General features: G+C 63.5%; 26 protein-coding genes. 15 read left to right on the top strand and 11 right to left on the bottom strand.

Translation table 11 applies throughout. The features are described 5' to 3' along the window. A complete protein-coding gene (locus tag PG879_RS09115; protein ID WP_041214093.1) occupies positions 1–1,089 on the bottom strand; it encodes a LysM peptidoglycan-binding domain-containing protein in 1,089 nt (362 codons plus the stop codon). Positions 1,090–1,197: 108 nt separating this feature from the next. Here PG879_RS09115 and def point away from each other — a divergent pair, with 108 nt between their 5' ends. The 5 genes from def (at position 1,198) to PG879_RS09090 (ending at position 7,007) form a co-directional block, all read left to right on the top strand. Next, positions 1,198–1,710 carry a peptide deformylase gene (def, locus tag PG879_RS09110; protein WP_010672507.1) on the top strand — a complete coding sequence of 171 codons (513 nt, stop codon included), beginning with the start codon at positions 1,198–1,200 and terminating at the stop codon, positions 1,708–1,710. A 12-nt stretch (positions 1,711–1,722) separates the two neighbouring features. After that, entirely contained in the window at positions 1,723–2,667 is a 945-nt protein-coding gene (gene fmt, locus PG879_RS09105) for a methionyl-tRNA formyltransferase (protein ID WP_270830046.1), read from the top strand. 60 nt (positions 2,668–2,727) lie between these two features. Further along, on the top strand, positions 2,728–4,020 hold the full coding sequence (rsmB, locus tag PG879_RS09100) for a 16S rRNA (cytosine(967)-C(5))-methyltransferase RsmB (protein WP_042882245.1): 1,293 nt from the start codon (positions 2,728–2,730) through the stop codon (positions 4,018–4,020). A gap of 74 nt (positions 4,021–4,094) precedes the next feature. Beyond that, positions 4,095–5,471, top strand: coding sequence for a Trk system potassium transporter TrkA (trkA, locus tag PG879_RS09095; protein ID WP_010672504.1), 1,377 nt, complete (start codon positions 4,095–4,097; stop codon positions 5,469–5,471). Between the two features lie 93 nt (positions 5,472–5,564). Next, complete coding sequence (locus PG879_RS09090) at positions 5,565–7,007, top strand: TrkH family potassium uptake protein (RefSeq protein ID WP_010672503.1); 1,443 nt, start codon at positions 5,565–5,567, stop codon at positions 7,005–7,007. An 82-nt stretch (positions 7,008–7,089) separates the two neighbouring features. Here the strand turns inward: PG879_RS09090 and rmuC are convergent, their stop codons facing one another. Both rmuC and PG879_RS09080 read right to left on the bottom strand, forming a co-directional pair. After that, on the bottom strand, positions 7,090–8,421 hold the full coding sequence (gene rmuC, locus PG879_RS09085) for a DNA recombination protein RmuC (RefSeq protein ID WP_113069423.1): 1,332 nt from the start codon (positions 8,419–8,421) through the stop codon (positions 7,090–7,092). Then, a complete protein-coding gene (locus tag PG879_RS09080) occupies positions 8,418–8,633 on the bottom strand; it encodes a hypothetical protein (protein WP_010672501.1) in 216 nt (71 codons plus the stop codon). The genes rmuC and PG879_RS09080 overlap by 4 nt, the downstream gene beginning before the upstream one ends. A 137-nt stretch (positions 8,634–8,770) precedes the next feature. Between PG879_RS09080 and PG879_RS09075 the strand changes: the two genes are divergently transcribed. Next, a complete protein-coding gene (locus tag PG879_RS09075; protein WP_270830041.1) occupies positions 8,771–9,283 on the top strand; it encodes a ferredoxin-type protein NapF in 513 nt (170 codons plus the stop codon). A 52-nt stretch (positions 9,284–9,335) separates the two neighbouring features. On the opposite strand, the gene PG879_RS09070 is transcribed toward PG879_RS09075, so the two are convergent. The 6 genes from PG879_RS09070 to PG879_RS09045 form a co-directional block, all read right to left on the bottom strand. After that, positions 9,336–9,788 (bottom strand): Rrf2 family transcriptional regulator, encoded by a 453-nt coding sequence (locus tag PG879_RS09070; RefSeq protein ID WP_010672499.1) that lies wholly within the window; start codon positions 9,786–9,788, stop codon positions 9,336–9,338. Between the two features lie 275 nt (positions 9,789–10,063). Next, on the bottom strand, positions 10,064–10,903 hold the full coding sequence (locus PG879_RS09065) for a PfkB family carbohydrate kinase (protein ID WP_010672498.1): 840 nt from the start codon (positions 10,901–10,903) through the stop codon (positions 10,064–10,066). Positions 10,904–10,963: 60 nt separating this feature from the next. Beyond that, positions 10,964–11,935 carry a LysR substrate-binding domain-containing protein gene (locus PG879_RS09060; RefSeq protein WP_029313477.1) on the bottom strand — a complete coding sequence of 324 codons (972 nt, stop codon included), beginning with the start codon at positions 11,933–11,935 and terminating at the stop codon, positions 10,964–10,966. Between the two features lie 153 nt (positions 11,936–12,088). After that, positions 12,089–12,817 carry a glutamine amidotransferase-related protein gene (locus tag PG879_RS09055; protein ID WP_010672496.1) on the bottom strand — a complete coding sequence of 243 codons (729 nt, stop codon included), beginning with the start codon at positions 12,815–12,817 and terminating at the stop codon, positions 12,089–12,091. 83 nt (positions 12,818–12,900) lie between these two features. Then, positions 12,901–14,397: a CoA-acylating methylmalonate-semialdehyde dehydrogenase gene (locus tag PG879_RS09050; protein ID WP_039039524.1), complete on the bottom strand. Its 1,497-nt coding sequence runs from the start codon at positions 14,395–14,397 to the stop codon at positions 12,901–12,903. Positions 14,398–14,495: 98 nt separating this feature from the next. Continuing rightward, entirely contained in the window at positions 14,496–15,824 is a 1,329-nt protein-coding gene (locus PG879_RS09045) for an aspartate aminotransferase family protein (RefSeq protein ID WP_270830040.1), read from the bottom strand. Positions 15,825–15,995: 171 nt separating this feature from the next. Here PG879_RS09045 and PG879_RS09040 point away from each other — a divergent pair, with 171 nt between their 5' ends. The 6 genes from PG879_RS09040 to PG879_RS09015 all read left to right on the top strand — a co-directional run bounded on the left by PG879_RS09040 (position 15,996) and on the right by PG879_RS09015 (position 21,187). Next, positions 15,996–16,538 (top strand): cupin domain-containing protein, encoded by a 543-nt coding sequence (locus PG879_RS09040; RefSeq protein WP_041214097.1) that lies wholly within the window; start codon positions 15,996–15,998, stop codon positions 16,536–16,538. Between the two features lie 250 nt (positions 16,539–16,788). Beyond that, a complete protein-coding gene (locus tag PG879_RS09035) occupies positions 16,789–18,285 on the top strand; it encodes an aldehyde dehydrogenase (RefSeq protein WP_270830039.1) in 1,497 nt (498 codons plus the stop codon). A gap of 125 nt (positions 18,286–18,410) precedes the next feature. Continuing rightward, on the top strand, positions 18,411–18,584 hold the full coding sequence (locus tag PG879_RS09030) for a hypothetical protein (protein WP_010672491.1): 174 nt from the start codon (positions 18,411–18,413) through the stop codon (positions 18,582–18,584). Between the two features lie 122 nt (positions 18,585–18,706). Beyond that, positions 18,707–19,603 (top strand): EamA family transporter RarD, encoded by an 897-nt coding sequence (rarD, locus tag PG879_RS09025; RefSeq protein WP_010672490.1) that lies wholly within the window; start codon positions 18,707–18,709, stop codon positions 19,601–19,603. 56 nt (positions 19,604–19,659) lie between these two features. Next, positions 19,660–20,463: an AraC family transcriptional regulator gene (locus PG879_RS09020; protein ID WP_270830038.1), complete on the top strand. Its 804-nt coding sequence runs from the start codon at positions 19,660–19,662 to the stop codon at positions 20,461–20,463. Positions 20,464–20,548: 85 nt separating this feature from the next. After that, on the top strand, positions 20,549–21,187 hold the full coding sequence (locus PG879_RS09015; RefSeq protein ID WP_010672488.1) for a LysE family translocator: 639 nt from the start codon (positions 20,549–20,551) through the stop codon (positions 21,185–21,187). 53 nt (positions 21,188–21,240) lie between these two features. Here PG879_RS09015 and PG879_RS09010 read toward each other — a convergent pair whose 3' ends face one another. After that, on the bottom strand, positions 21,241–21,906 hold the full coding sequence (locus PG879_RS09010) for a chromophore lyase CpcT/CpeT (protein WP_182976170.1): 666 nt from the start codon (positions 21,904–21,906) through the stop codon (positions 21,241–21,243). Positions 21,907–22,049: 143 nt separating this feature from the next. Continuing rightward, complete coding sequence (eamB, locus tag PG879_RS09005) at positions 22,050–22,637, bottom strand: cysteine/O-acetylserine transporter (protein WP_200163855.1); 588 nt, start codon at positions 22,635–22,637, stop codon at positions 22,050–22,052. A 104-nt stretch (positions 22,638–22,741) separates the two neighbouring features. Between eamB and PG879_RS09000 the strand changes: the two genes are divergently transcribed. The 3 genes from PG879_RS09000 to PG879_RS08990 all read left to right on the top strand — a co-directional run bounded on the left by PG879_RS09000 (position 22,742) and on the right by PG879_RS08990 (position 25,015). Further along, positions 22,742–23,689 (top strand): LysR family transcriptional regulator, encoded by a 948-nt coding sequence (locus PG879_RS09000; RefSeq protein ID WP_080767915.1) that lies wholly within the window; start codon positions 22,742–22,744, stop codon positions 23,687–23,689. Positions 23,690–23,781: 92 nt separating this feature from the next. Further along, positions 23,782–24,231, top strand: a complete 450-nt coding sequence (locus tag PG879_RS08995; protein ID WP_270830037.1) for an SRPBCC family protein — start codon at positions 23,782–23,784, stop codon at positions 24,229–24,231. Between the two features lie 127 nt (positions 24,232–24,358). Continuing rightward, positions 24,359–25,015 (top strand): DUF3313 domain-containing protein, encoded by a 657-nt coding sequence (locus tag PG879_RS08990; RefSeq protein WP_029313469.1) that lies wholly within the window; start codon positions 24,359–24,361, stop codon positions 25,013–25,015. The last annotated feature ends 39 nt before the right edge of the window (positions 25,016–25,054 follow it).

Below are 25,054 nucleotides of genomic sequence, written 5' to 3'. Positions count from 1 at the left end.
TCAGAAATTACTGACCTGATAACCAGAGCCGACCAGATCCTGACTCTGCAGGATAAGACCGTAACTCAATTTGTCGTAGACCTTGAACAGCATGACTCTGGCAACGGCCTCGGCAGGCAGCGATGACTTGCCGGCAGAATAGAACGCCTTGTCATAGACGGATGAATATTCCCGGTATGACACCTTGCCATTCTTGTCCACCATCTCGGCTCCCGGGCGCAGGATCTCGAGCACATCGCCCGGGGCCACCTGATCACGCTCCCCCTTGTTGATGAGTACCACATCAAATTTGCCCCCACCATGCACCTTGCTCGGCAGCTCGATCACATAGCCGGGAGAAATGGAGGGTGCCGCCTTTGGCATGAACACGGCAGAGATGCTCTCCTGCGACGGCAGCGGCATCACCTTGTCGCCCTGATACACCTCACGCCGGTTATGGGTCAGCGTCACTTTGGTGGTGTCGTGGGCAAGGTACTCCTCTGCCCGCACCGTGCCGACAAAAATTGCCTCCTGACCGAGCGACTCGCCGGTGTGCTTGTCCTTGTATGCCACCCCCGGGCGATAGAGGCCATAACTCTGGCCCGGATTCAGGGCTCCTTTCACATAGAGAATGTCGCCCTCCAGCATCCCGACATGCTTGTCATTGTTGCCGAGCACATAGGGCAGGTCCTTGCTCTGCTGGCTGTTGGCCAGAATGTGGTCGGTCTGCAGGAAGGGCGCTATTTCGCTCAGAGGCAGGGTCGGTATGGGATTGGCCTTGTTTTCATAGCGGTTCTTGGGCGAGAGACGGATGACCTGCTTGCCCCCCTGACTGGCTTTGCCGAGCCGAGGCTCACCATTGACCCAGCTCAGGTGCAGCACGTCACCGGGATAGATCCAGTGGGGATTGGCGATCTGCGGATTGATGTTCCAGAGGCGTGGCCAGAGCCAGGGTTCGGCCAGATACTGGCCCGAGATGTCCCAGAGGGTGTCCCCTTTTTGCACCACATAAGTCTCGGGGTAACCGGATTTGAGCGTCAACTGCTGTGCCATGGCGCCACCGGCCAGGGCTGTCGCCAGGCAGGCGACGACGATTTGCTTCAGATACATAACACTCCCTGTTACTTCTGCACGCAAAGTGTTGCTGTTTTTTGTCGGCGTAAATGACTAGAATTACGTCAATATTGACTGCGTTTATATGAAACTAAAGAAAAAATTATGGCCATTCTAGATGTATTGCGTTTCCCCGATGAGCGTCTGCGCACAGTCGCGGCCCCTGTCGAAGCCTTTACACCCGAGTTACAACACATTGTAGATGATATGTTCGAAACCATGTACGCGGAGGAAGGCATCGGCCTGGCCGCGACCCAGGTCGACATTCATCAGCGCATCATCGTCATCGATGTCTCCGAGAACCGCGAAGAACAGCTGGTGTTGATCAACCCGGAGATCCTGGAGCAGTCCGGCAGCACCGGCATCGAAGAGGGCTGCCTCTCCGTGCCCGGCAACCGTGCTCTGGTTCCGCGCGCCGAGTGGGTCAAGGTCAGGGCGCAAGATCGCCACGGCAACACCTTCGAGCTGGAAGCGGACGATCTGCTCGCCATCTGCATACAACATGAGATGGATCATCTGGTCGGCAAGCTGTTTGTGGATTACTTGTCCCCGCTCAAGCGCCAGCGCATTCGTCAGAAGCTGGAAAAGATGGCCCGTGAAGATCGCAAAGTCCTCTGAGGATACGCTCCATTGAACAAGCTGAAACTGATTTTTGCCGGTACCCCCGACTTCGCCGCCCGTCATCTGGCGGCGTTGTTGTCTTCCGGCCACGAGGTCGTCGCCGTTTATACCCAGCCGGACAAGCCCGCCGGTCGCGGCCAGAAGCTCACCGCCAGCCCGGTCAAGGAGCTGGCGCTGGCCCACGATCTGCCGGTCTACCAGCCTGCCTCCCTGCGCAATGAAGCGGCGCAGACCGAACTGGCCGCTCTGGGTGCCGATCTGATGGTCGTCGTGGCTTATGGCCTGATCCTCCCCAAGGCGGTGCTTGATACGCCGCGTCTGGGCTGCATCAACGTCCACGGCTCCCTGCTGCCGCGCTGGCGCGGTGCCGCCCCGATTCAACGCTCCATCTGGGCGGGGGATGCCGAAACCGGCGTCACCATCATGCAGATGGACGTGGGGCTGGACACCGGCGCCATGATCCGCAAGGTAACCTGCCCCATCGCCAGTGATGAGACCTCTGCCAGTCTCTATGACAAGCTGGCCGGTCTGGGCCCGCAGGCACTGGTCGATACCCTGGACGCCATGGCTGCCGGCGACACCGCCGCCGAGCCCCAGAACGATGCGCTGGCCAACTACGCCGAGAAGCTCTCCAAGGAAGAGGCCCGCATCGACTGGTCGATGGACGCCGTTGCCATCGAGCGCTGCATCCGTGCCTTCAACCCCTGGCCCATCAGCTGGTTCGACGTTGCCGGACAGACCGTCAAGGTGTGGCAGGCCGAGGTCGTCGCACAGGATCACGGCCAGGCAGCCGGCACCCTGCTCAAGGCCGACAAACAGGGGATCGAGGTTGCCACCGGTCAGGGCGTGCTGCGCCTGCTGACCCTGCAACCTCCCGGCAAGAAGGCCATGTCCGTTTCGGATCTGCTCAACTCTCGCCGCGACTGGTTTGAACCTGGCACGCAACTGATTTGATCTGGATTGAATTGACACAAGCGGGGCCCTGGCCCCGACTTGTGCATCTAAGGTAACGCTATGAAAACACGCGCACAGGCTGCTCTCGTCATTCAACAGGTGCTGGATCAGGGTCAATCTCTCTCCGCCGTTCTGCCTGCTGCCCAGGAGAAAGTCGCCCCTCGCGATCGCGCCCTCCTGCAAGAACTCTGCTACGGCACCCTGCGCTGGCTGCCCCGCCTCGATGCGGCGGTCAGCGAGATGATGGACAAGCCGCTCAAGAACAAGAGCCGCATCTTCCACTACCTCATCCTGGTCGGCCTCTACCAGCTCATCTATACCCGCATTCCGGCTCACGCCGCCGTGGCCGAGACCGTCAACGCCGTCAAGCTGCTCAAGGGTTCTTCCCTGCGCGGCCTCATCAACGGCGTACTGCGCAACTTCCAGCGCAGCGCCGAAGTGATCCTGCTGCGCATCGACCGCGTCCCCAGCGTCCGCCTCGGCCACCCCGAATGGCTCACCAAGCGCCTGCGTCAGGCCTATCCCGATGACTGGGAGTTCATCATGGAGGCGAACAACCAGCGCCCGCCCATGTGGATCCGCAACAACAGCCAGCGCCAGAGCCGTGAGGCCATGCTGGCCCGCATGAGCGAGGCGGGCATCCCGGCCATGGCCGGTGTGGAAGGGGAAGATTGCATCCTGCTGGAGCGCCCCTGCGACGTGACCAAGCTGCCCGGCTTCGAGCAGGGTGACTGCTCGGTGCAGGACGGAGCAGCCCAGCAGGCCGCCGCCCTGCTCGATCCCCAGCCGGGCGAGTGGGTGCTGGACGCCTGCGCCGCCCCCGGCGGCAAAACCGCCCACCTGCTGGAACGCCAGCCGGCCCTTGCCGGCGTGGTTGCCGTCGACGCAGACGACAACCGCCTCAAGCGGGTGCAGGAGAACCTGGATCGTATCGGCCTTCAGGCCCAAGTGATCCACGGTGATGCCAGCACGCCGGAGCTGTGGTGGCCACAGGGGCAGTTCGACCGCATCCTGCTGGATGCCCCCTGCTCCGCCACCGGCGTCATCCGCCGTCACCCCGACATCAAGTGGTTGCGCCGGGATCAGGACATCCGCGAACTGGCCGAGCTGCAACGCCGCATTCTCGACGCCCTCTGGGGCAAGCTGAAGCAGGGCGGCACCCTGCTCTACGCCACCTGTTCCGTGTTGCCGGAAGAGAACCGGGAGCAGATCCGCGCCTTCCTGGCCGATACCCCGGATGCCCGCCTGGTGCCGTTGCATGCAGAAGACACCCCGGCCTGTCCGGGTCGCCAGTTCCTGCCCGGCGAGGCGGAGATGGACGGCTTCTACTATGCCAAGCTCATCAAGCTGTAGGCCGAACCGGCGGATGGCAGGCCCGGTGACGGGCCGCCTCATTACGAAGCAACAACCTTGAGTAAGATGGCCTTATGAAAATCATCATTCTGGGCGCAGGTCAGGTGGGTGGCACTCTGGCCGAAAATCTCGCCGGCGAGAACAACGACATCACCATCGTCGACACCGACAGCGAGCGCCTGCGCGAACTGCAGGACAAATTCGACCTGCGGGTGGTGAACGGCCACGGCGCCCATCCCAGGGTGCTGCGCGAAGCCGGCGCCCAGGATGCCGACATGCTGGTCGCCGTCACCAATAGCGACGAGACCAACATGGTCGCCTGCCAGGTCGCCTACTCCCTGTTCAACACCCCGAACAAGGTGGCGCGCATTCGCTCCCCCGCCTATCTGGTGGAGCGGGATCGCCTGTTCCTGCCCGAATCCGTCCCCGTGGATCACCTGATCGCCCCCGAGCAGTTGGTGACCGACTACGTGCGTCGCCTGATCGAGTATCCGGGGGCGTTGCAGGTGGTGGACTTCGCCGACGGCAAGGTGGGCCTGGTGGCGGTCAAGGCCTATTACGGCGGCCCCCTGGTGGGCAATGCGCTCTCCACCTTGCGGGAACACATGCCAAACATCGAAACCCGGGTCGCCGCCATCTTCCGCCAGGGACGCTCCATCCGCCCCCAGGGCACCACCATCATCGAAGCCGATGACGAGGTGTTCTTCGTGGCCGCGGCGGGCCATATCCGCGCCGTGATGTCTGAGCTGCAACGCCTCGAGAGCCCCTACCGGCGCATCATGATCGTCGGCGGCGGCAACATAGGCGCCGGTCTCGCCCGCCAGCTAGAGAAGCGCTACAGCGTCAAGCTCATCGAGCGCAACCAGAAGCGGGCGGAGCAGCTCTCCGAGCATCTGGAACACACCATTGTCTTCTGCGGCGATGCGGCGGATCAGGAGCTGCTGGCGGAGGAGCACATCGACCAGATCGACGTCTTCATCGCGGTGACCAACGAGGATGAGGCCAACATCATGTCGGCCCTGCTCGCCAAGAAGATGGGGGCCAAGAAGACCATGGTGCTGATCCAGCGCGGCGCCTACGTGGACCTGGTACAGGGTGGCTCCATCGACATCGCCATTTCCCCCCAGCAGGCCACCATCTCGGCCCTGCTGACCCATGTGCGCCGTGCCGACATCGCCAACGTCTACAGCCTGCGCCGCGGGGCGGCCGAAGCCATCGAGGCGATCGCCCACGGGGACGAGAACACCTCCAAGGTGGTGGGCAAGACGGTGGGCGAGCTCAAGCTGCCCCCGGGCACCACCATAGGCGCAGTGGTGCGCGGTGATGAGGTGCTGATCGCCCACGATCGTACCCAGATACAGCAGGATGACCACGTGGTGATGTTCCTGGTGGACAAGAAGTACATCCCGGAAGTGGAGCGTCTGTTCCAGCCCAGTCCCTTCTTCCTGTAAGCCGGCCATGTCTCTGGCAACGGTATCCGGACCCGGCCCCTTTTCTCAGGAAAGGTCCGGGTCTTTTTTCAATCAACGACCAGGTTATCTTGCATGATCAAGCTGCATCCCATCGTCTTCACGCTCGGGCTGGTGCTCTCCAAGCTGGCGCTCTTCATGTGGCTGCCCACCCTGCTGGCCCTGCTGACCGGTTCGGAAGGTTTCGTCGAATTTCTCAAGTCGGTCTTGATCACCCATGGTGCCGCCCTGCTCTGCCTCCATTACGGTCGCAAGGCAGAGTTTCACCTCGGCGTGCGGGAGATGTTCCTGCTCACCACTTCGGTCTGGGTGGTCGCCTGCGTCTTCGGGGCCCTGCCCTTCGTCTTCATCACCCATATCGACTTTGCCGACGCCTACTTCGAGACCATGTCGGGGGTCACCACCACGGGATCCACCGTGCTGTCGGGGCTGGACGGCATGGCCCATAGCATCCTGCTGTGGCGATCCATCCTGCAGTGGCTGGGCGGGGTCGGCTTCATCGTGATGGCGGTGGCGGTGCTGCCCTACCTCAACGTCGGTGGCATGAAGCTGTTCCAGACCGAGAGCTCCGATTGGTCCGACAAGAGCGCCCCCCGCGCCAAAACGGTGGCCAACAACATAGTGCTGGTCTATCTGGTACTCTCCATGCTCTGCTTCCTCGCCTACTGGGTGAGTGGCATGAACCTGTTCGAAGCGGTCAACCACGCCATGACGACCCTCAGCACCGGCGGCTACTCCACCTCCGATCAATCCATGTCCCACTTCTCCCACGCGGCGCACTGGATAGGCACCCTCTTCATGTTCCTCGGTGGCCTGCCCTTCCTGCTCTATGTGCAGGCTCTCTCCCGCCGTGACAACAGCCTGTTCAAGGATGCCCAGGTGCAGGGCTTCTTCTGGCTGATCGTCTGGGTGACCCTGGTCGTCACCTTCTACCTCTGGGTGAGAGACATCTACGGCTTCATGGATGCCTTGCGCATCAGCAGCTTCAATATCGTCTCCGTGCTCACCACCACGGGTTTCGGACTCGGCGACTTCGGTACCTGGGGCCCGCTCACCACCATTATCTTCATCATCCTGCTGGCACTCGGCGCCTGCTCCGGCTCCACCTCGGGCGGGCTCAAGATCTTTCGGGTCCAGGTGGCCTTCGCCCTGTTCAAGAAACAGATGCGCCAGCTGATGCACCCCTCCGCCGTGTTTCCCCAGAAGTACAACGGCCGTCCGGTCAACGACGCCATCATCCGCTCCCTGATCTCCTTCGTGCTGGTCTACTTCGCCATCATCCTGCTCATCGCCGCCCTGCTCGCCGCCATCGGACTGGACCCCCTGACCGCCATCTCGGGCTCCATCACCGCCGTGGCCAACGTGGGCCCGGGCATGGGGCCTGTCATCGGTCCCAGCACCAACTTCGCCAGTCTGCCGGATGCGGCCAAGTGGATACTGTCGTTCGGCATGCTGCTGGGACGCCTCGAGATCCTGACGGTGGCGGTGCTCTTCTTCCCCTCTTTCTGGAAGCAATAAGCAGCCGTCCAGGCTGTTGCATGAAACGAAAAGGGCAGCCAATGGCTGCCCTTTTCGTCGTCCCGGCGAATGACGACTCCCCTCAGTCCGCCGACTCCTCCCGCTCCAACGCCCGGTCCACCAGCGCGTCCGGCAAGGGCTTGGTCACCTCGACCCCCAGCTCGCGAAAGCGCTCGGCCTGGGCGATCAGGTTGCCACGACCGTTGACCAGTCGGCCCATCGCCTTGTCGTAGCTCTCCTGCGCCTTGTGCAGGCTGCCCCCCATCTGCTGCATCTCCTCCACAAACAGCCGCAGCTTCTCGTAGAGGCGGCCGGCCCGCTCCGCTATCTGGCGCGAGTTCTGGTTCTGCCGCTCGTAGCGCCACAGGTTCTCTATGGTCCGCAGCGCCACCATCAGGTTGGTGGGGCTCACCAGCAGGATGTTGTGTTCCAGCCCATAGCGCACCAGGGAAGGGTCCGCTTCCAGGGCAGCGAGGAAGGCAGGCTCCACCGCCACAAACATCAGCACATAGTCCAGGGTGCGCACCCCGGGCAACTGCTGGTAATCCTTGCGGCCCAGCTCGCGGATATGGTTGCGCACCGAGGCGACGTGTTCCTTGAGCGCCACCGCCTTCTCCAGCTCGTCAGCGGCGTTGTACCAGCGCTCATAGGCGGTCAGCGACACCTTGGCGTCGATGATGATGTCTTTGTCCTGGGGTAGGTGGACGATGACGTCGGGCTGGTAGCGCTTGCCCTTGTCCACCTCGATGTTGACCTGGGTGTGGTACTCATGCCCCTCGCGCAGGCCGCACTCGGAGAGGATCCGCGCCAGCACCACCTCCCCCCAGTTGCCCTGCTGCTTGCTGTCGCCCTTGAGGGCCCGGGTCAGCGCCGCCGCCTCTTCGGTCATGCGGGCGTTGAGCTCGGCAAGGCGCTCCAGCTCGAACTTGAGGTTGTGGCGCTGGGCCGTCTCCTGGGCGTGGGTCTCTCCCACCTGGCGGCGAAAGCCCTCGAGCTGCTCCTTGAGTGGAGTGAGCAGGAGATCCATGCTGTTCTGATTCAGTTCGCGGAAGTTTCCAGCATTTTGTTCAAAGATACGATTGGCGAGATTCTCGAACTGCTGGCTGAGGCGCTGTTCAGCCTCTTGCTGCAACTGCAACTTCTCGGCGCTGGCGATGCGCTCGCTGCGCAGGGTCGCCTCGGCTTCCTTGAGACGGGCGGTGAGCTTGAGCAATAGGGTCTGCTGCTGATCCAGCTTCTGCTGAGCCAGCATCTTCTCGTCCTGCAGCGCGTCCCAGCGATCCTGCAACCCCTGATAACGCTCCTCCAGCAGCAGCGCCTCTTCACGGCCGCTGCGTCGCCCCCACCACCAGCCGAACAGCAGCGCCAGCCCGCCAGCCAGCATGGCAGGCCACCAGGTCAGCAGCGGGGTCATCGGCGCCCCCGCTGGCGCAGGAAGAGTTCGAGATAGCGGTTGAGCAGTAACCAGATCAGCACATAGAGCAGATAGGCCGCCAGCACCACCCACTTGTGGCTGTTGACCCCGGTATCCAGTTCACTGAACTCGATACCCTTGAGATGGCAGTAGGCCCACATCAGCAGGGGGAAGACATAGAGCAGAGAAGCACGCCACAGAAATAGCCACATGAGTTCATTCAATCCCGCAAAAAGACCCGCCTAGCTTACACAAGGGCAACCCGGCTTGCGATCCTGCCCGCCGCTATTCTCTGGCTTGCCGGCCTAAAACTGGATAAAATTAACCCCTAATAGGTATAGAGGTGGGCATGACGCATTTTTTCTGTCGCTGGCTGGCACACGCATGGGGGAGCCCCCGCAGACCCGAGGTGGTCTGCCATGAGGCACGCCCGCCCTGGGCCATCGACGAGTCCCAGTTCCTCACCCTCTGCACCCGTTGTGGCGACTGCTTCAAGGCGTGTCCCAACGGCCTCATCAAGCCCGCCGATCGCCCCGAATATGACGGCAGCCCCATCGCCGGTACCCCAGTGCTGGATCTCGCCTGTGGCCAGTGCAGCTATTGCGGCAGCTGCGCCAGAGCCTGCCCCACGGGCGCACTGGATCTCTACCTCGGCCGCCAGGTGCAGACCCGGGTCAGGATAGAGGCGAGCTGCCAGGCCCGTCAGGGCTACTACTGTCTGCTGTGCGAAGATGCCTGCCCCCAGCAGGCGATCAAGGTCGGCAGCGAGGGGGTAACCGTCAACATGGCCGCCTGCGATGGCTGCGGCGCCTGCGGCCTCGCCTGTCTGCACGGAGCCATCACCCTTGTGCCCCAGCTCTGACCGCCGGCAATGACAGAGGGGCCCGCAGGCCCCTCTGTCATTCACCGTGGCATCATGCCATGGTCAGAATATTATCCTGCTCTATACCGAGAAGGTGGCACAGACGAGTGGGATCCCGCACCGCATCCGCCAAAGTGTACTCCCCCAGCACCTCCAGGAAGGCGTGCATGGCGCGGCGTAGAATGCCCTGGATGCGGCAGCCCCCGGAGAGACGGCAGTTTTCGCGCTTGCAGTCCACCGGGCAGAGCACGTGCTCCATGTCCATCACCACATCGCGCAGGTTGATGGAGACGGCGGCACGGCCGAGGCGGATGCCCCCATGCTTGCCACGCACCGTCTCGATGTAACCCTTGATGCCGAGCTGATGCACTATCTTGACCACGTGATTGCGGGAAATGGCGAAGGTGTCGGCCACTTCCGTGATGGTCGACAGGCGATCACCGGGCTGGATGGCCAGGAAGGTCAGGGTACGCAGGGCGTAGTCGGTAAATCGTGTCAGTTGCATGGTCGCACTTGCCTCTTACTACAAGCCAGAAATCAGGACGACAGCCGGTGGCCAAAGAGGGGGTCTGCACATGCGTGTGCACGGGATGGGCTTCTTCGACCGAGTCGTGAAGTCACAAGGGTAAGAGCAGCCCGGGCGGGTGTCGACGAAGATGTACATAAATCGACACTTTCTTTGATTGATCGCAAACTTGCCGCCTCAGCGAGGGGTTTTGGCGGTTTCCGTCGACAAACCCCCACCTCCTCTGCCATCGCCGGAGCCGTTGTCCGGCAAGTTCAGTGGGGCTGTTTCAGCCAGTTGCGCAGCGCCTGGGAGGGGATGGAGCTCTCGGAAGCCACCGCGAAGGCGCCCCAGTCCACGGCGCACTGCAACGCATCGGCCATGGCCATGCCCCGCGCAAGACCGTGGATGAGGCCGCCCGCGAAGGCATCCCCCGCCCCCGTTGTATCCACCACGGAGACCGGTCGCGCCGCCACCCTGACCTGCTCCTCCCCGTGAATGGCCACGGCGCCCGCCTTGCCCTCGGTCAGCACCAGCCATTCGAGCTGATCCCCCGCGAGCTGGCGGGCATGCTGCCAGGGGTCGCTCACCTCGCCGAGATCGGAGCGGGAGGCCACCAGCACGTGGCAAGGGCGGCGGGCCTGCCCCCCCTTGGGATACTGGGCCACCACGAAACTCTTGGCGAGCATCTGGCGCATGTAGCCCACGATGGCGGTGCCCGGATAGTTCACATAGAGGCAGTCCACCCCTTCGGTCGGCAGATCCCCCGGCAGATCCGGACGACGTGGGCGCCTGAGGATGGTGCGCTCACCGGTGGCGTCCACCAGCACCAGCAGCTCGCCGGTCTCGCCGCCAAAGCGTTCCACATGGCTGCAATCCAGGCCGTATGAGGCCGCCTGCTCCAGCAGCCAGTCACCGGTGTCGTCCAGCCCGACCCGGGAGGCGATGATCACCTCGTGCCCCGCCCACACCAATCCGATGCCGGTATTGGCGGCGCCGCCGCCGAGCCTGCGCCCCTGATCCACGTATTGCAGCCGCGCCCCCGCCACCAGGGGTTCGGCCAGGGAGAGCACATGATCACAGTTGAGATTGGCGAGCAGCAGGATGCGGGACATGGAAACCTCGGCGGGAGGAGGCCGGCCCCCCGGGGTGCCGGCACAGAAACGGAAGCGGGATCAGTAGACGGGCAGCTCCACCCCTGACAGCAGCTCGTCGATGCGCGCCTGGGTCGGCTGCTGCATCACGTTCTGGATCATCTCCTTGGTGAGATGGGGGGAGAAGGAGCTGATGAAGTCATACATGTAGTTCTGCAAGAGGATGCTCTTGCTGAAGCAGATCTGGGCCGGGCAAGGCTCGAACAGGTGCTCCAGATTGATGGCCACGAGGCCGGGGGCATCGCTATCGTTGGCTACCAGGGAGGAGATGATGCCGATGCCAAAGCCCAGCTCCACGTAGCGCTTGATGACGCCGGCATCCATCACCGTCATGTAGTAGTTGGGAGTGAGGCCGGCCGCCTGGAACACCTTGTCCTGCACCTGACGCCCGGTGGCGCCGCTCTCGTAGCTCAGGATGGGATACTGGCAGAGCTGCTCCAGGGTCGGCTTCTTCACCTTGGCCAGGGGGTGCTCCTGGGGCACCACCAGGGAGAGGGTCCAGAGGTAGGCGGGCAGTGCGATCAGCTCCTTGTCGAAGCCTATCTCGTGGGCCACGATGGAAAAATCCGAGTATCCCTTGCTGATCTGCTCCTTGGTGGCGGACATCACAGGATGCAGGTGGAACGAGATCTTGGGGTACTTTTTGGTGAAGTAGGTGACGCTTTTCGGCAGCAGGTAGCGGGCGATGGTGTGGGTGGTGTGGATGTTGAGGGTGCCCACGGTCGGATCCAGGTATTCCCGGGAGATGGCCTTGATCTTGCTCTCGATATTGAGCATGGCCTCGGCACACTTGATGATCTCCTCCCCCACCGGGGTGATCCGGTGCAGGTGCTTGCCGCGGCGCTCGAAGATGCGCACCCCCAGCTCGCTCTCCAGCAAGCCGATCTGCTTGCTCACCCCAGGCTGGCTGGTATAGAGCGCATCGGAGGCAACGGAGACGTTGAGATTGTGGTCCCGCACCGCGATCAGATACTTCAACTGCTGTAGTTTCAAGGTTGCCCCCTCACAGACTGACGCGGCGCTCGTCGATGGACCAGGCCGCCAAAAATGGCGGCCAGTGTATCATCCGGACTGGGCATATCGCCGCTTGATCCTTCATTTTGCTACAAAATCTAGCATCAGCGCGGTGGATATGACAAACGGGGTTCAGCGCGCGTCAGCCCCGATCGGCAGGATGCCGAGGAACTGCAGCAGCCACTGCATCATGGTGGCGGAATCCACCTCCCCTTCCAGGGAAGAGAGACTGCTCTGGTAATGTGCATCGGGCAGCCTGTCCCGTCGCCGCTCGATCAGGGCCCGGTTGTACGCCACCGAGAATTCCGGGTGCCCCTGGATGGCGACGATGTGATCCCCCTGCAGGAACATGAAGTTGGGGCAGAAGTCGTTGCCCGCAAGCAGGGTCGCCCCCGGCGGAAGCTGCTCCACCTGATCCTGGTGGCTTGCCAGGATGCGGATGGTGTCCAGCCCCGGCGCCATCCAGGGTTTTGTCGTCTGCATGGCATGGACCGACACCCCCAGACCCCACCCCTTGGTGGACTTCATTACCTCCCCTCCCAGCGCCTGGGCGATCACCTGATGGCCGAAGCAGACCCCGGCCAGCTTGACGTTGGCATCGTGGGCCCGGCGGATCCAGTCGCGCAGCGCCAGGATCCAGGGGATGTCACTGTAGGCATCGTGACGCGAGCCGGTGATGAGCCAGGCATCGCATTCGGTCAGATCCGGGGGCAGATCGCCGTCGAGGGCGGACCAGACCCGAAATTCCAGCTCGGGGGCCAACGCCCGGAAACCCTTGATAAACATCTCGGAGTAAACGGGACCAAAATCCCCCACCAAATCGGGGTCCAGCCGGTCACAATCGAGAATACCCAGTCGCATCTGTTACTCCTTGACAGAAGCGCCCCCGCAGACCGGCGGCCTGCGGGGGCAAGAGATTAAAGCCATGGCAGCGAGCCGGCGGCTCACTTCATGGTCGGCATGGAGAACTCGGCGCCGGCGCGCAGGCTCTGGGGCCAGCGGGCGGTCACCGTCTTCATCCGGGTGTAGAAGCGCACCCCATCCGGCCCGTGCATGTTGAGCGGCCCGAAGATGGACCGTTTCCAGCCACCGAAGCTGTGAAACGCCATGGGCACCGGAATGGGAACGTTCACCCCTACCATACCGACCTGAACCCGCGTGGTGAAGTCCCTTGCGGTATCTCCGTCACCGGTGAAGATGGCGGTGCCGTTGCCATACTCGTGTTCGTTGATGAGGCGCAGGGCCGTCTCGTAGTCCGGGGCCCGCACGATGGCGAGCACGGGGCCGAAGATCTCCTCCCGGTAGATGCGCATCTCGGGGCCGACCCGATCGAACAGGCTGCCCCCGATGAAGTAGCCCTCGCCATGGCTCAGGCCCCGGCCATCCACCACCAGCTCGGCCCCCTCGGCCACCCCCTGATCCACGTAGCCGCGCACCTTGGCCAGGTGTTCCCGGCTGATGAGGGGCCCCATCTCGTTCTCCGGACTCTGACCGAGACCGGGGCCGACCCGCAGGGCCGCCACCAGGGGCGAGAGCTTCGCCACCAGGGCATCGGCAGTCTCGTCACCCACCACCACGGCCACCGAGATCGCCATGCAACGCTCGCCCGCCGCGCCATAGGCGGCCCCCATCAGGGCGGAAACCGCCTGATCCAGATTGGCATCCGGCATGACCACCATGTGGTTCTTGGCGCCGCCCAGGGCCTGCACACGCTTGCCGTGGGCCGAGGCGGTGGCATAGATGTACTGGGCGATGGGGGTGGAGCCGACAAACGACACGGCACCGACCCTCGGGTCGGTCAGCAGCACGTCCACCACCTCCTTGTCGCCGTTGACCACGTTGAGCACCCCGTCCGGCAGGCCCGCCTGCTTGAGCAGTTCGGCCATGCGCAGGGAGAGGGACGGATCCTTCTCCGAGGGCTTGAGGATGAAGGTGTTGCCGCAGGCCAGGGCCACCGGGAACATCCAGAGCGGCACCATGGCAGGGAAGTTGAACGGGGTGATGCCGGCGCAGACCCCCACCGGCTGCATCATGGAGTGACTGTCCACCCCGCGGCCCACGTTGAGGGAGTGCTCCCCCTTGAGCAGGTGGGGAATGCCGCAGGCAAACTCCACCACCTCCAGCCCCCGAGTCAGCTCGCCCTGGGCGTCGGAGAAGACCTTGCCGTGCTCGCGGCTGATGAGCTGGGCCAGCTCGTCCCTGTGCTGCTCCATCAGCTCCTTGAAGCGAAACAGCACCCGGGCCCGCACCAGCGGCGGGGTCTGGGACCACTCCCCAAAGGCGCGCTCGGCGCAGGCAATCGCCTCGGCACACTCGTCGGCCGTGCTGAGAACGACGGAGCCCTGCTGCTGGCCGGTGGCCGGATTGAAGATGGCACCGAAACGCTCGCTGCGACTCTCGGTCGTCTCGCCGTCGATGAAGTTGTCGATCCTGTAACTCATAAATCCTCCGTGATGGGTCATCCGTCCTCCCCTCGCCGCGCCGGGGCAGCACAGGGGGATGACGCCCGGGACGAGCGCCATCCTGTGTGATGTGGGGGTCAGTCCTGGGCCTGCAGGGCGTCCTGCAGCAGGGTGAAGAGATCGTCGATCTGGCTGCGCTCGATGATGAGGGGAGGCGACAGGGCGATGATGTCGCCGGTCACCCGGATAAGCGCCCCCTTCTCGAAACAGCGCACGAACACCTCGTAGGCCCGCTTGCCCGGTGCATCCGGCATGGATTCGAGTTCGATGCCCGCCACCAGGCCGTAGTTGCGCACGTCCTTCACGTGCTTGCAGCCCTTGAGGGAATGGGCCGCCTCCTCCCAGTAGCCCGCCAGCTCGGCAGCCCGGGTCAGCAGATTTTCGCTCCGGTAGATCTCGAGGGTCGCCAGACCCGCCGCCGCGGCCACCGGGTGGCCGGAGTAGGTGTAGCCGTGAAACAGCTCGATGGCCCCCTTGCCCGCCGCCATCATGTCGTCATAGATATGGTTTTGCACCAGCACGGCCCCCATGGGGATGGCGCCGTTGGTGAGCCCCTTGGCGCAGGTGATCATGTCGGGGATGACGTCGAACTCCTGGGCGGCGAAGGGGGAGCCGAGGCGGCCGAAACCGGTGATCACCTCGTCAAAAATCAGCAGGATGCCGTGTTTGGTACAGATCTCCCGCAGCCGCTTGAGATAGCCCTTGGGGGGCATGATGACCCCGGTGCTGCCGGCGATGGGCTCGACGATGACCGCCGCGATGTTGCTGGCGTCGTGCAGGAAGACAATCTTCTCCAGTTCATCGGCCAGGGTGAGGTCTTCTGCTGGCAATCCCTTGGTGAACGCATTTTTCCCTATGTTGAGGGTGTGAGGCAGATGATCCACCCCGGTCAGCAGGGAGCCGAACCACTTGCGGTTGCCGGGAATGCCCCCCACCGAGATGCCGCCAAAACCCACCCCGTGGTAGCCGCGCTCGCGGCCGATGAGCCGGGTACGGGTCCCCTGGCCGCGAGCCCGCTGCCAGGCCAGCGCAATCTTGAGCGCGGTGTCCACGGACTCCGATCCGGAGTTGGTATAGAAGACGTGACCGAATCCCTTGGGGGCGATCTCCGCCAGCCGGTTGGCCAGCTCGAACGGCAGGGGGTGGCCCATCTGGAAGGTGGGGGCAAAATCGAGGTGGGAGATCTGCTGGGAGACCGCCTCGGCGATCTCGCGCCGACCATGGCCTGCGTTGCAACACCAGAGTCCGGCAGTGCCATCCAGTATCTTGCGGCCATCCTCTGAGTGATAATACATCCCCTCTGCCGACTTCAGGATGCGCGGCGCCGCCTTGAACTGCTGGTTGGCGGTGAACGGCATCCAGAATGCGGACATGTCGGGGGTATTGATGTCGCTGACAGGTTTCATGGTCACCTCATCCTTAAGGCGTTTAGTAACACCCGGCTCATGCCTATTAAATTAAACACCTGAATCCATAAAAAAGGGCTTTTATCGCCCGGCTTGGTGTCACCCCTCAGGGGTGGTATAAGATATTTAACACAATTTTAATAATAGTAAACAGTCAAGGAGTGTCTATCGATGGATATCGGTCACCGCCTCAAGGCGGTTCGCACCAAGGCGGCCCTCTCCCAGCGCGAGCTGGCAAAACGCTCCGGTGTGACCAACGGCTTTATCTCCCAGATCGAGAAAAATCAGGTGAGCCCCTCGGTGGCCTCCCTGCGCAAGGTGCTGGAAGGCATCCCCATGTCATTGGCCAGCTTCTTCACCGACGAGACGGAGATGGATTCCGAGGTGATCTTCCGTGCGGACGACATGCCGGATCTCGGCACCCACCCCATCAGCTACCGTCTGGTGGGTCACAGCCGCGCCAACCGCGCCATCGGCATGATGCAGGAGATACTGCCCCCGGGCGCCGACACCGGTGACGACATGCTGAGTCACGAAGGGGAAGAGTGCGGCATCGTCATCCGGGGTCAGGTGGAAGTCACGGTAGGCGAGCAGGTTCACCTGCTGGCACCGGGGGATGGCTACTACTTCGACAGCCGCACTCCCCACCGTTTTCGCAACGTGGGGGATCAGGAGTGCATGCTGATCTCGGCCAACACGCCCGCCAGCTTCTGACGGGCCTTCTCCCGGAACAGCCCGCCGGGCTCCCCCCAGCCCGACCCGGGGATCAGGCCCGCGACACGGGCTCCCGCCCCGCCGCGCGACCCCCGACACCACAGGCCAGGGCGCCCGGTTTGCCCCGCCGTTGGCCCGGGTTGTTCGGGGTCAGTGTTTAATGAATTGTTACAAGATGGATTTACAAGCGGCAGGATGTTTAGCATATTGATACGCGGAGACTGACTTTCTGCCGGTTCAAGGAGTGAACATGAGTGACCTGACCCTGGCCCAGTGGCAACACAAGGCCGCCCATCTGACCCTGCCCTCGCAAGCCTTTATCGACGGCACCTACCGGGATGCCGTCAACGGCGCCACCTTCGATTGCATCAATCCGGCCAACGGCCAACTGCTGACCAGGGTCGCCTCCTGCGACGCCGCCGATGCCGAGCTGGCGGTCAAGGCGGCCCGTGCCGCCTTCGACGACAAGCGCTGGTGCGGCCTCTCTCCCAAGCAGCGCAAGCTCATCATGCAGCGCCTCGCCGAGCTGATGCGCCTGAACCTGGTGGAGCTGGCACTGCTGGAGTCGCTGGATATGGGCAAGCCCATCGGCGACGCCATGGGGTATGACGCCCCCGCCGCCGCGAACTGCATCGCCTGGAACGCCGAGGCGATAGACAAGATCTACGATCAGGTCGCCCCGGTGGAAGAGTCCGCCCTGGCCCTGGTGACCCGCGAGCCCCTCGGTGTCGTGGCTGCCATCGTGCCCTGGAACTTCCCCCTGGTGATGGCATGCTGGAAGCTGGGCCCGGCGCTCGCCACCGGTAACTCGGTGATCCTCAAACCCTCCGAGAAATCCCCCCTCACCGCCCTGCGCATCGCGGGTCTGGCGAAGGAGGCGGGCATCCCCGACGGCGTCTTCAACGTGCTGCCAGGCTTCGGCCATACCGTGGGCGAGGCGCTGGCCATGCACATGGACGTCGACTGCATCACCTTCACCGGCTCCACCAAGATCGGCAAGCATCTGGTGCAGTGCTCCGGGAAATCCAATCTGAAACGCGCCTTTATGGAGTGCGGCGGCAAGAGTCCCAACATCGTGCTGGCGGATGCACCGGATCTGGACGCCGCCGCCCGCAGCGCCGTCGGCGCCATCTTCTACAACCAGGGGGAAGTGTGCACCGCCGCCTCCCGCCTGCTGGTGCAAAACAGCATCAAGCCCCAGTTCATGGAGCGGCTGCTGGCCCACGCCCGCGAATGGATCTCGGCCAACCCGCTCGACCCCACCACCCGCATCGGCGCCATGGTGGACCACATCCAGATGGAGCAGGTGCTCAACTACATCGCCATCGGCCAGCAGGAGGGCGCCAAGCTGCTGCTGGGGGGCAAGCGCACCCAGCCCGAGGAGGGCGGCTACTACATCGAACCCACCATCTTTGACGACGTGACCCCGACGATGCGCATCTTCCGCGAGGAGATCTTCGGCCCTGTGCTGGCGGTGACCGGCTTCGACACCCTGGAAGAGGCCATCGCCCTTGGCAACGACACCGACTACGGCCTGGCTGCCGCCATCTGGACGGCGGATCTCAACCAGGCGGTGAAAGGGTCGCGCGCCCTGCGCGCCGGCACCGTCTTCGTCAACAACTGGGATGGCGGCGACATGACCATGCCGTTTGGCGGCTTCAAGCAGTCCGGCAACGGGCGCGACAAGTCCCTGCACGCCCTGGAGAAGTACACCGAGCTGAAAAGCACCTGGATCCAGCTCGAATAACGTCATAAATGACGCTTATCAACAAAACAGGGGGGAGAAATCCCCCTTTCTCATTTTTACTCTTTTATCCCCTCGCTCAATCGATATAATCGTCAAATAGCAAGCCATTAAATTTAAAGATAAAAATGCTGTTTTTTCTGGGAAGTGTACTGTTTCTGGTGGTGGGACTGCCGCTGTTGTTCTTCGTGCTGGGTCAGGGGGAAGCCTATGTCACCTGGGGCCCCTGGATCTCCGCCATCGCCCTCATGCTGTGGCTGCTGATGGACGTGGAGAAGATCCGCCGCGGTGGCGGTCGCTGAAGTCGCTCCTGCTGTTAAAATCCCGTCAGACCCATTTATTGTCTTCTTTCCCTGCAAAAGGATCGCTACACTGACTTTTTGCGATGTTTCCCGACATCCGCACTCCAGTGAAGGTTATCCGCATGCAACAACAGATCCAGCGCCAGGGCGTCCTCTATGCCCTCGGCGCCTACACCCTTTGGGGCCTGGCACCCATCTACTTCAAGTCCCTCTCCGCCGTGCCGGCCGCCGAGATCCTGACCCACCGCATGATCTGGTCCTGCGCCCTGCTGATGGTGCTGGTGCTGCTCGGACGCCAGTGGCACAAGGTGCAGGCGGTGCTGCGCCAGCCCAAGGTGCTGCTCACCCTGGCCTTCACCTCCGTCACCGTCGGCGGCAACTGGCTGCTGTTCATCTGGGCCATCAACAACGGCCACATGCTGGATGCGAGCCTGGGCTACTACATCAACCCCCTGTTCAACGTGCTGCTCGGCATGGTGTTTCTGAGCGAGAAGCTGCGCCGCCTGCAGTGGTGGGCGGTGGGGCTCGCCTTTGTCGGTGTCGCCGTCCAGCTCATCGCCTTCGGCTCCCTGCCCTGGATAGCCCTGGTGCTGGCCTCGAGCTTCGCCATCTACGGCCTCATTCGCAAGAAACTGGCCCTGGACGCCCTCACCGGCCTGCTCATCGAGACCCTGATCATGCTGCCGCCAGCCGCCTTCTATCTGTGGGGCATCGCCGACAGCCCCACCAGCCACCTCACCCAGAATGACTGGCACCTGAACCTGCTGCTCATCGCCGCGGGCGCCGTCACCACGGCCCCCCTGCTCTGCTTCACCGCGGCGGCCACCCGGCTCAAGCTCTCCACCCTGGGCTTCTTCCAGTACATAGGCCCCAGCCTGATGTTCATCCTGGCGGTGACCCTGTATGGCGAGGCGCTGGCGCTGGACAAGATGATCACCTTCGGCTGCATCTGGAGCGCCCTGGTGCTGTTCAGCCTGGATGGCCTGCGCAGCGGCAAGCGGCGCCAGGAGGCCGGCTGAGACGCCGGCGCAATAATCTACAAGCCAAGGGGCCGCTTTCGGGGTATCAATAGGGGATGAACGCACCCCAATCCCGCATCCACTACTGGCAATCCCGGCTGCTGCCGGGGGTTGAACTCTCCCACTCCCACCACAGGGAGTTCAGCTATGGCCGCCACGTGCATCTGGACTACCACATCGGTCTGGTGCAGCGGGGCGGCCAGAAGTTCATCCACAAGGGGAACAGCCACAACCTGGTGCGCGGCGAACTCTCCACCGTCAACCCGGACGAGATGCACGACGGCCTCAGCCTGCTGCCGGAAGGGTACGAGGTGCGGGTCTTCTCCATCGCCCCCGAGCAGCTGGCCCGCTGGCTGCCGGAGCACCCCGAGCCCTTTTTCCACCAGGGATTGCAGAGCCGCCCCGACCTCTATCAGGGCTTTGCCCGACTGCACATGCACCTGGACGGCCCCGCCCCCGACGGCCTGCTGGCGGAGAGCCAGTTGCTGGCCCTGCTGGGCGAACTGTTCCGGCTCGCCCCCGAGCGCCACGCCCTGGCGGATCCCCAGCTCAGGTTCCTGCGCGACCATCTGCTGGCCCGGCTGGACGAGCGCCACACCCTGGAGGACCTGGCCGCCCTGTTCGGGCTGGATCGCTTCGCCTTCCTCCGTCAGTTCAAGAAGAAGACCGGCATGACCCCCTATGCCTGGCTCAAGCGGCTGCGCCTCGAACAGGGCAAGCGCCTGCTCGGCAGCGGTCTGCCGGTGAGCGAGGTGGCACTGGCGGTGGGCTTCTTCGATCAGAGCCACTTCCACCACGGTTTTCGTCAGGCCTTCGGGCTCACCCCGGCGGAGTATCGCCAGCAGATGCTGTCCGCCTGAATCGTCGCCGCTGCAATCTTTTACAATCTCCCGTCCCCCGTCCTGCCCCATGCTGTCACCTCCATACCGCTGTCGGAGGTCTTTTATGTTCACCAGCCTGTTTCTGACCCTGGGTCTCGTCCACCTCGTCGCCCTGGCGAGCCCGGGCCCGGATTTCGCGCTTATCCTGCGCACCAGCCTGCACAGGCCCACCGCCCTCGGAGCGGCCCTTGGCATCGCCCTCGCCATCCTGCTCCACGCCACCCTGAGCCTGACCGGCATCAGCCTGCTGATCGCAAGCCAGCCCTGGCTCTTTCTCGCCGTGAAACTGGTGGGCGCCCTCTATCTGGGCTGGCTGGGCTGGGGGGCACTGAAGGCGGCCTGGCAGGGAAGCGGGGATCTGGCGCTGCGCGCCGGAGGCGAGCGGCCGGGCTGGCGCAAAGGGGTGAAGAGCGGGCTGGCCACCAATCTGCTCAACCCCAAGGCGATGCTGTTCTTCATGGGGCTGCTGGCCGCCATGGTGACGCCCCAGGTGGATGGCCTGACCCGGGGATTGCTGATCCTTGAGCTGTTCCTGCTCTCCCTCGTCTGGTTCAGCGCCCTGGCCTGGAGCCTCTCCACTCCCCGCGCCCAGCACCTGCTCGGCCGCATCCAGCGCCCGCTCAACCTGATGACGGGCCTGCTGTTTGGCGCGGTCAGCCTCTCCATCCTGGTGGATCTGCAAGGGCACTGGCCAGCGGCCTGACCGGCACGTCCTTGTTGGCGGCAAGCAGGGAGGGGCCTTGACGGACGGCGCGACTACTCCCCGCGCCGCATCCCCTTGCGCAGGTAGACGTAACCCTCCCCCGGGCTGCCCCAGCGCTGATGGGCGCCGTTGTCATAGGCCCTGTCCAGCAGCCGGACACTGTCCGGGCCGATCCAGAGGTACTGCACCAGGGTGGTGGCACCGCCAAAATCGGTGGCGCAGTGCCCGACCCGGGTCTGTCCTTTGTACTCCCCGCCCGGCTGGCGGGTCAGCCAGATCTCGCACCCTTCGCGCAGGGAGAGTTGCTGCGGGGTGAGGGAATCGAGCAGCTCGGGCCGACGCCAGGCGCCGGCAAAATCCGTGGCCCTCGGCATGGTCAGTTCGGCCATCAGGATGCGGCCATCGGGCAGGGAGGAGAAGCGGTAGATGCGCTGGCGAAACGGTCGCTGCGCCCGCTCGGTCAGAAACTGCTCCGCATAGACCCAGCGGAAGGGGCCCTCCCCGGGCCAGATCTCCACCAGCCGCAGCTCGGCGCTGGTGAAGCGGGCATCGAAGGTGGCCTGCTCCTGGCTGGAAAACTCCCCCGAGAACCAGGAGAGCAGGGGCTCCAGCCTTGCCTGCGTGGCATGGGGGCCGGGGGCCGTCACGAAGGGGACGGGCGCCGCCCAGATCAGGCTGGCGTAAAACAGCCCCAGCAGGGCCGCCATCAGCTGTGTCATCGAATCCTTCCGAGTCGCTTGCATGGCGGCGATTATATGAGCGAACGGTGACAATAACCTCTATCTTGATCAACTCCTTGAAGAGAAAACGAAAAATCCTCTCTGCAGGCGAAAGGAGGCGACGCCCCCCGGCCTGCGTTCCGTCAGATCAGCATCCGAAGCGCACAGTAAACCAACAAGCCCGCCAGCGTCAGGTTCAGAATGCGGCCGTGGCGCTGGAACAGGGGCTGCAGCAGATGACCCGCCAGGGCCCAGCAGAGGTTCCCCAGCGTGCCGATCAGCGCCAGCAGCAGGCTGACGCCCAGCACCCAGACGAATTCTGTGGTGTGGGGCAACACGAAGGTGGAGAGCGCCGTGATGCCGTATAGGATGATCTTCACGTTCACGAACTGCAGCCAGAAGCTGGTCCAGAAGCCGGGCAAGGCTCCATCTGTGCTCGACAGGTTGTAGCCGCTGGCCGCAATGCGCCAGGCCAGCCAGAGCACATAAGCCGCCCCGGCCCAGCTGAGCCAGCCAACCAGCGCGGGGGAGAGGCTGATGAGGGTGAAGGTGAACAGGGCACACAGCAGCATGATCAGCAGGAAGCCCGCACTCATGCCCGCCAGCACCCGGCTACTGCGGCGCAGACCATGCTGATTGGCGGCGCTCAGAGCCAGTATGTTGTTCGGTCCCGGCGTCATGGCCGTGATCAGGGTGTAAGTCAAAAATGCGCTGACAAGGGTCGTGGTCATGGTGTTTCTCCAAATGGGAGTGATACCTTAACGCGGCCATTGGCATCAAAAAATCGAATGTTTTAGCATTCTAAATTCAACCATTTCGATGAATTGGAGTCCCCATGGATCTGCGACGTCTCATTACCCTCAAGACGGTGATCGAGGAGGGCTCTTTCGTGAAGGCATCCCGCAAGCTCTGCTGCACCCAGTCGACGGTAACCTTCCATATCCAGCAGTTGGAGCAGGAACTTTCGCTACAACTGTTCGAAAAAATAGGGCGTCGCATGTGCCTGACCAAGGCCGGGCAGAACATCATGCCGCATGTGCACGAGATGATCCGGGTGATGTCGGGTCTGCGCCAGGCGGCGCAGCAGGACGCCGAGCCGAGCGGCGAGCTCAGGGTCGCCATCGGCGAAACTCTGCTGGCCTACAAGATGCCGGCGGTGCTCGAGCGCTTCAAGCGGCTGGCTCCCGGGGTCCGACTGTCGCTCCGGTCCCTGAACTGCTACGTCATTCGCGATGCGCTGCTGGCGGACGAGGCCGATCTCGGTATCTTCTATCGGGTCGGCAACGATGCCGCCCTGCTGATGGAGAGCTTTGGCGAGCAACCCCTGGTGCTGGTAGCTTCCCCCGCCCTCAGCGGTGGTATCGACTTCACCCGCCCGGATCAGCACCTGCCGGTCAGCTTCATCATCAACGAACCCCAGTGCATCTTCCGTCAGATTTTCGAGAGCACATTACGCCAGCGAGCCATCACTCTGGACGGCACCATAGAGCTGTGGAGCATAGAGAGCATCAAGCGCTGCGTGGCCAGCAACCTCGGCGTCTCCTTCCTGCCCCGCTTCGCCGTCGAGCGGGAGCTGAGTTCGGGGGAGCTGCAGGAGCTGCCCTTCTCCCCCACGCCCCTCGTCATCACGGCCCTGTGCGCCCACCACGCCAGCAAGTTTGTCAGCCCCGCCATGCGGGTGTTTATGGAGTGCGTGCAGACGTGCCTGACAGAGGAGGCGTCGCCAGCGGCAAATGCGGCCGCTCATGGCGACCAGGACGCGCGCCGCCTGATGACAACCTAGCCCTTCAATGGGAGCGCCACGACTCCTGACCCTCGGTTGTCCTTCCCCCGAGCGACTATCCTTGCTCGGATACAGCCGAGAAGGAACCCAAGATGAGCACAGGAACAGTCACCCTGCACCGCGTGCTCAAGGCCCCGCCACAGCGGGTATACCAGGCCTTTATCGAGCCGGACGCCCTGGCCAAATGGCTGCCCCCCCATGGCTTCACCTGCAAGGTGGCGGCGCTGGATGCCAGGGTCGGCGGCCAGTTCAGGATGTCGTTCACCCACTTCGCCAGCGGCCACACCCACGCCTTCGGCGGCGAGTATCTCGCGCTGGAGCCGGGCAAGCACATCCGCTACACCGACCGCTTCGACGACCCCAACCTGCCGGGGGAGATGCAGGTCACCATCACCCTCACCCAGGTGCTGTGCGGCACCGATCTCGCCATCGAACAGGCGGGTATTCCGGCGGTCATCCCGGTGGAGATGTGCTACCTCGGCTGGCAGGAGTCCCTGATGCAGCTCGCCACCCTGGTGGAGCCCGAGATCCCCGCCGAGTGACCTGACACGGGGGCTCCCCCGGTGGCCCCCGCATAGATACCCCTTGTGAGAGAGGGGCCTGATCAGGTATCTCTGTGGGCAGGGCGGGCTGCGTTCTTGCAGCGACCATCCACCGCCAGGAGCCCCCATGAAACGAGTCTTGATGATGACCATGGCCGCCGCCCTGCTGGGCGGGTGCGCCGTGAAGAACCAGGTCACCCACAGCCTGCAGGCGATCCCGCTCACCGCCTTCCAGCAAAGCGAGAGCAACCCCAACCAGCGCATCTACAAGGAGCCCGGCGTGGATCTGCGCCAGTACCATCAGGTGCTGCTCGATCCCTTGCAGTTCATCCGCCAGGAGAACGGCCAGTGGTATCTGCTGACCGCCAACGAGCAGAACGAGATCGGCCGCTACTACCACGCCACCTTCCAGCGGGAGCTGATGAGCCAGGGCGTCAAGATGGCTACCGAACCCGGTCCCGGCGTGATGCGGGTGCAGGCGGCCATCACCAACTTCGACCTGACCCGCCCCGACCCCAAGCTGCGGGATCTGCTGCCCGCCAAGATCGCCATCAACGTCACCCGCGAGGTAATAGGCAAGGAGCCCTATCTGCTCAGGGTGGGCAGCATGGCCCAGTTGCTCGACGCCCAGAGCGGCAAGCTGCTGGTGCGGGTGATGGACGCTCGCGAGAGCCCGGACACCACCCACAAGGATTCCCCCATCACCGCCCAGGAGATGGAGAAGATGATCGATCAGTGGGCCGCAAGTCGCGCCAAACAACTGGCCGACAACCTGGGGCGCTGAGCCGGGCCGAAAACGACAAAGCCTGCCAGGGGGCAGGCT

Source organism: Aeromonas sp. QDB63 (genome assembly GCF_027707425.1).
GTDB classification, from domain to species: domain Bacteria; phylum Pseudomonadota; class Gammaproteobacteria; order Enterobacterales; family Aeromonadaceae; genus Aeromonas; species Aeromonas caviae.
This window is presented reverse-complemented; position numbering and strand designations above follow the sequence as displayed.

Bases quoted from the DNA above. Each gene is read 5' to 3' on its own strand.
- PG879_RS09090 (WP_010672503.1), top strand. From the start codon at position 5,565: ATGATCAAGCTGCATCCCATCGTCTTCACGCTCGGGCTGGTGCTCTCC.
- eamB (WP_200163855.1), bottom strand. From the start codon at position 22,637: ATGACCACGACCCTTGTCAGCGCATTTTTGACTTACACCCTGATCACG.
- rarD (WP_010672490.1), top strand. From the start codon at position 18,707: ATGCAACAACAGATCCAGCGCCAGGGCGTCCTCTATGCCCTCGGCGCC.
- PG879_RS09030 (WP_010672491.1), top strand. From the start codon at position 18,411: ATGCTGTTTTTTCTGGGAAGTGTACTGTTTCTGGTGGTGGGACTGCCG.
- PG879_RS09070 (WP_010672499.1), bottom strand. From the start codon at position 9,788: ATGCAACTGACACGATTTACCGACTACGCCCTGCGTACCCTGACCTTC.
- PG879_RS09015 (WP_010672488.1), top strand. From the start codon at position 20,549: ATGTTCACCAGCCTGTTTCTGACCCTGGGTCTCGTCCACCTCGTCGCC.
- PG879_RS09050 (WP_039039524.1), bottom strand. From the start codon at position 14,397: ATGAGTTACAGGATCGACAACTTCATCGACGGCGAGACGACCGAGAGT.
- PG879_RS09080 (WP_010672501.1), bottom strand. From the start codon at position 8,633: ATGTGGCTATTTCTGTGGCGTGCTTCTCTGCTCTATGTCTTCCCCCTG.
- PG879_RS09040 (WP_041214097.1), top strand. From the start codon at position 15,996: ATGGATATCGGTCACCGCCTCAAGGCGGTTCGCACCAAGGCGGCCCTC.
- PG879_RS09010 (WP_182976170.1), bottom strand. From the start codon at position 21,906: ATGACACAGCTGATGGCGGCCCTGCTGGGGCTGTTTTACGCCAGCCTG.
- PG879_RS09075 (WP_270830041.1), top strand. From the start codon at position 8,771: ATGACGCATTTTTTCTGTCGCTGGCTGGCACACGCATGGGGGAGCCCC.
- rmuC (WP_113069423.1), bottom strand. From the start codon at position 8,421: ATGACCCCGCTGCTGACCTGGTGGCCTGCCATGCTGGCTGGCGGGCTG.
- def (WP_010672507.1), top strand. From the start codon at position 1,198: ATGGCCATTCTAGATGTATTGCGTTTCCCCGATGAGCGTCTGCGCACA.
- PG879_RS09045 (WP_270830040.1), bottom strand. From the start codon at position 15,824: ATGAAACCTGTCAGCGACATCAATACCCCCGACATGTCCGCATTCTGG.
- PG879_RS09035 (WP_270830039.1), top strand. From the start codon at position 16,789: ATGAGTGACCTGACCCTGGCCCAGTGGCAACACAAGGCCGCCCATCTG.
- PG879_RS09115 (WP_041214093.1), bottom strand. From the start codon at position 1,089: ATGTATCTGAAGCAAATCGTCGTCGCCTGCCTGGCGACAGCCCTGGCC.
- PG879_RS09055 (WP_010672496.1), bottom strand. From the start codon at position 12,817: ATGCGACTGGGTATTCTCGATTGTGACCGGCTGGACCCCGATTTGGTG.
- PG879_RS08990 (WP_029313469.1), top strand. From the start codon at position 24,359: ATGAAACGAGTCTTGATGATGACCATGGCCGCCGCCCTGCTGGGCGGG.
- PG879_RS08995 (WP_270830037.1), top strand. From the start codon at position 23,782: ATGAGCACAGGAACAGTCACCCTGCACCGCGTGCTCAAGGCCCCGCCA.
- PG879_RS09065 (WP_010672498.1), bottom strand. From the start codon at position 10,903: ATGTCCCGCATCCTGCTGCTCGCCAATCTCAACTGTGATCATGTGCTC.
- rsmB (WP_042882245.1), top strand. From the start codon at position 2,728: ATGAAAACACGCGCACAGGCTGCTCTCGTCATTCAACAGGTGCTGGAT.
- trkA (WP_010672504.1), top strand. From the start codon at position 4,095: ATGAAAATCATCATTCTGGGCGCAGGTCAGGTGGGTGGCACTCTGGCC.
- PG879_RS09020 (WP_270830038.1), top strand. From the start codon at position 19,660: ATGAACGCACCCCAATCCCGCATCCACTACTGGCAATCCCGGCTGCTG.
- PG879_RS09000 (WP_080767915.1), top strand. From the start codon at position 22,742: ATGGATCTGCGACGTCTCATTACCCTCAAGACGGTGATCGAGGAGGGC.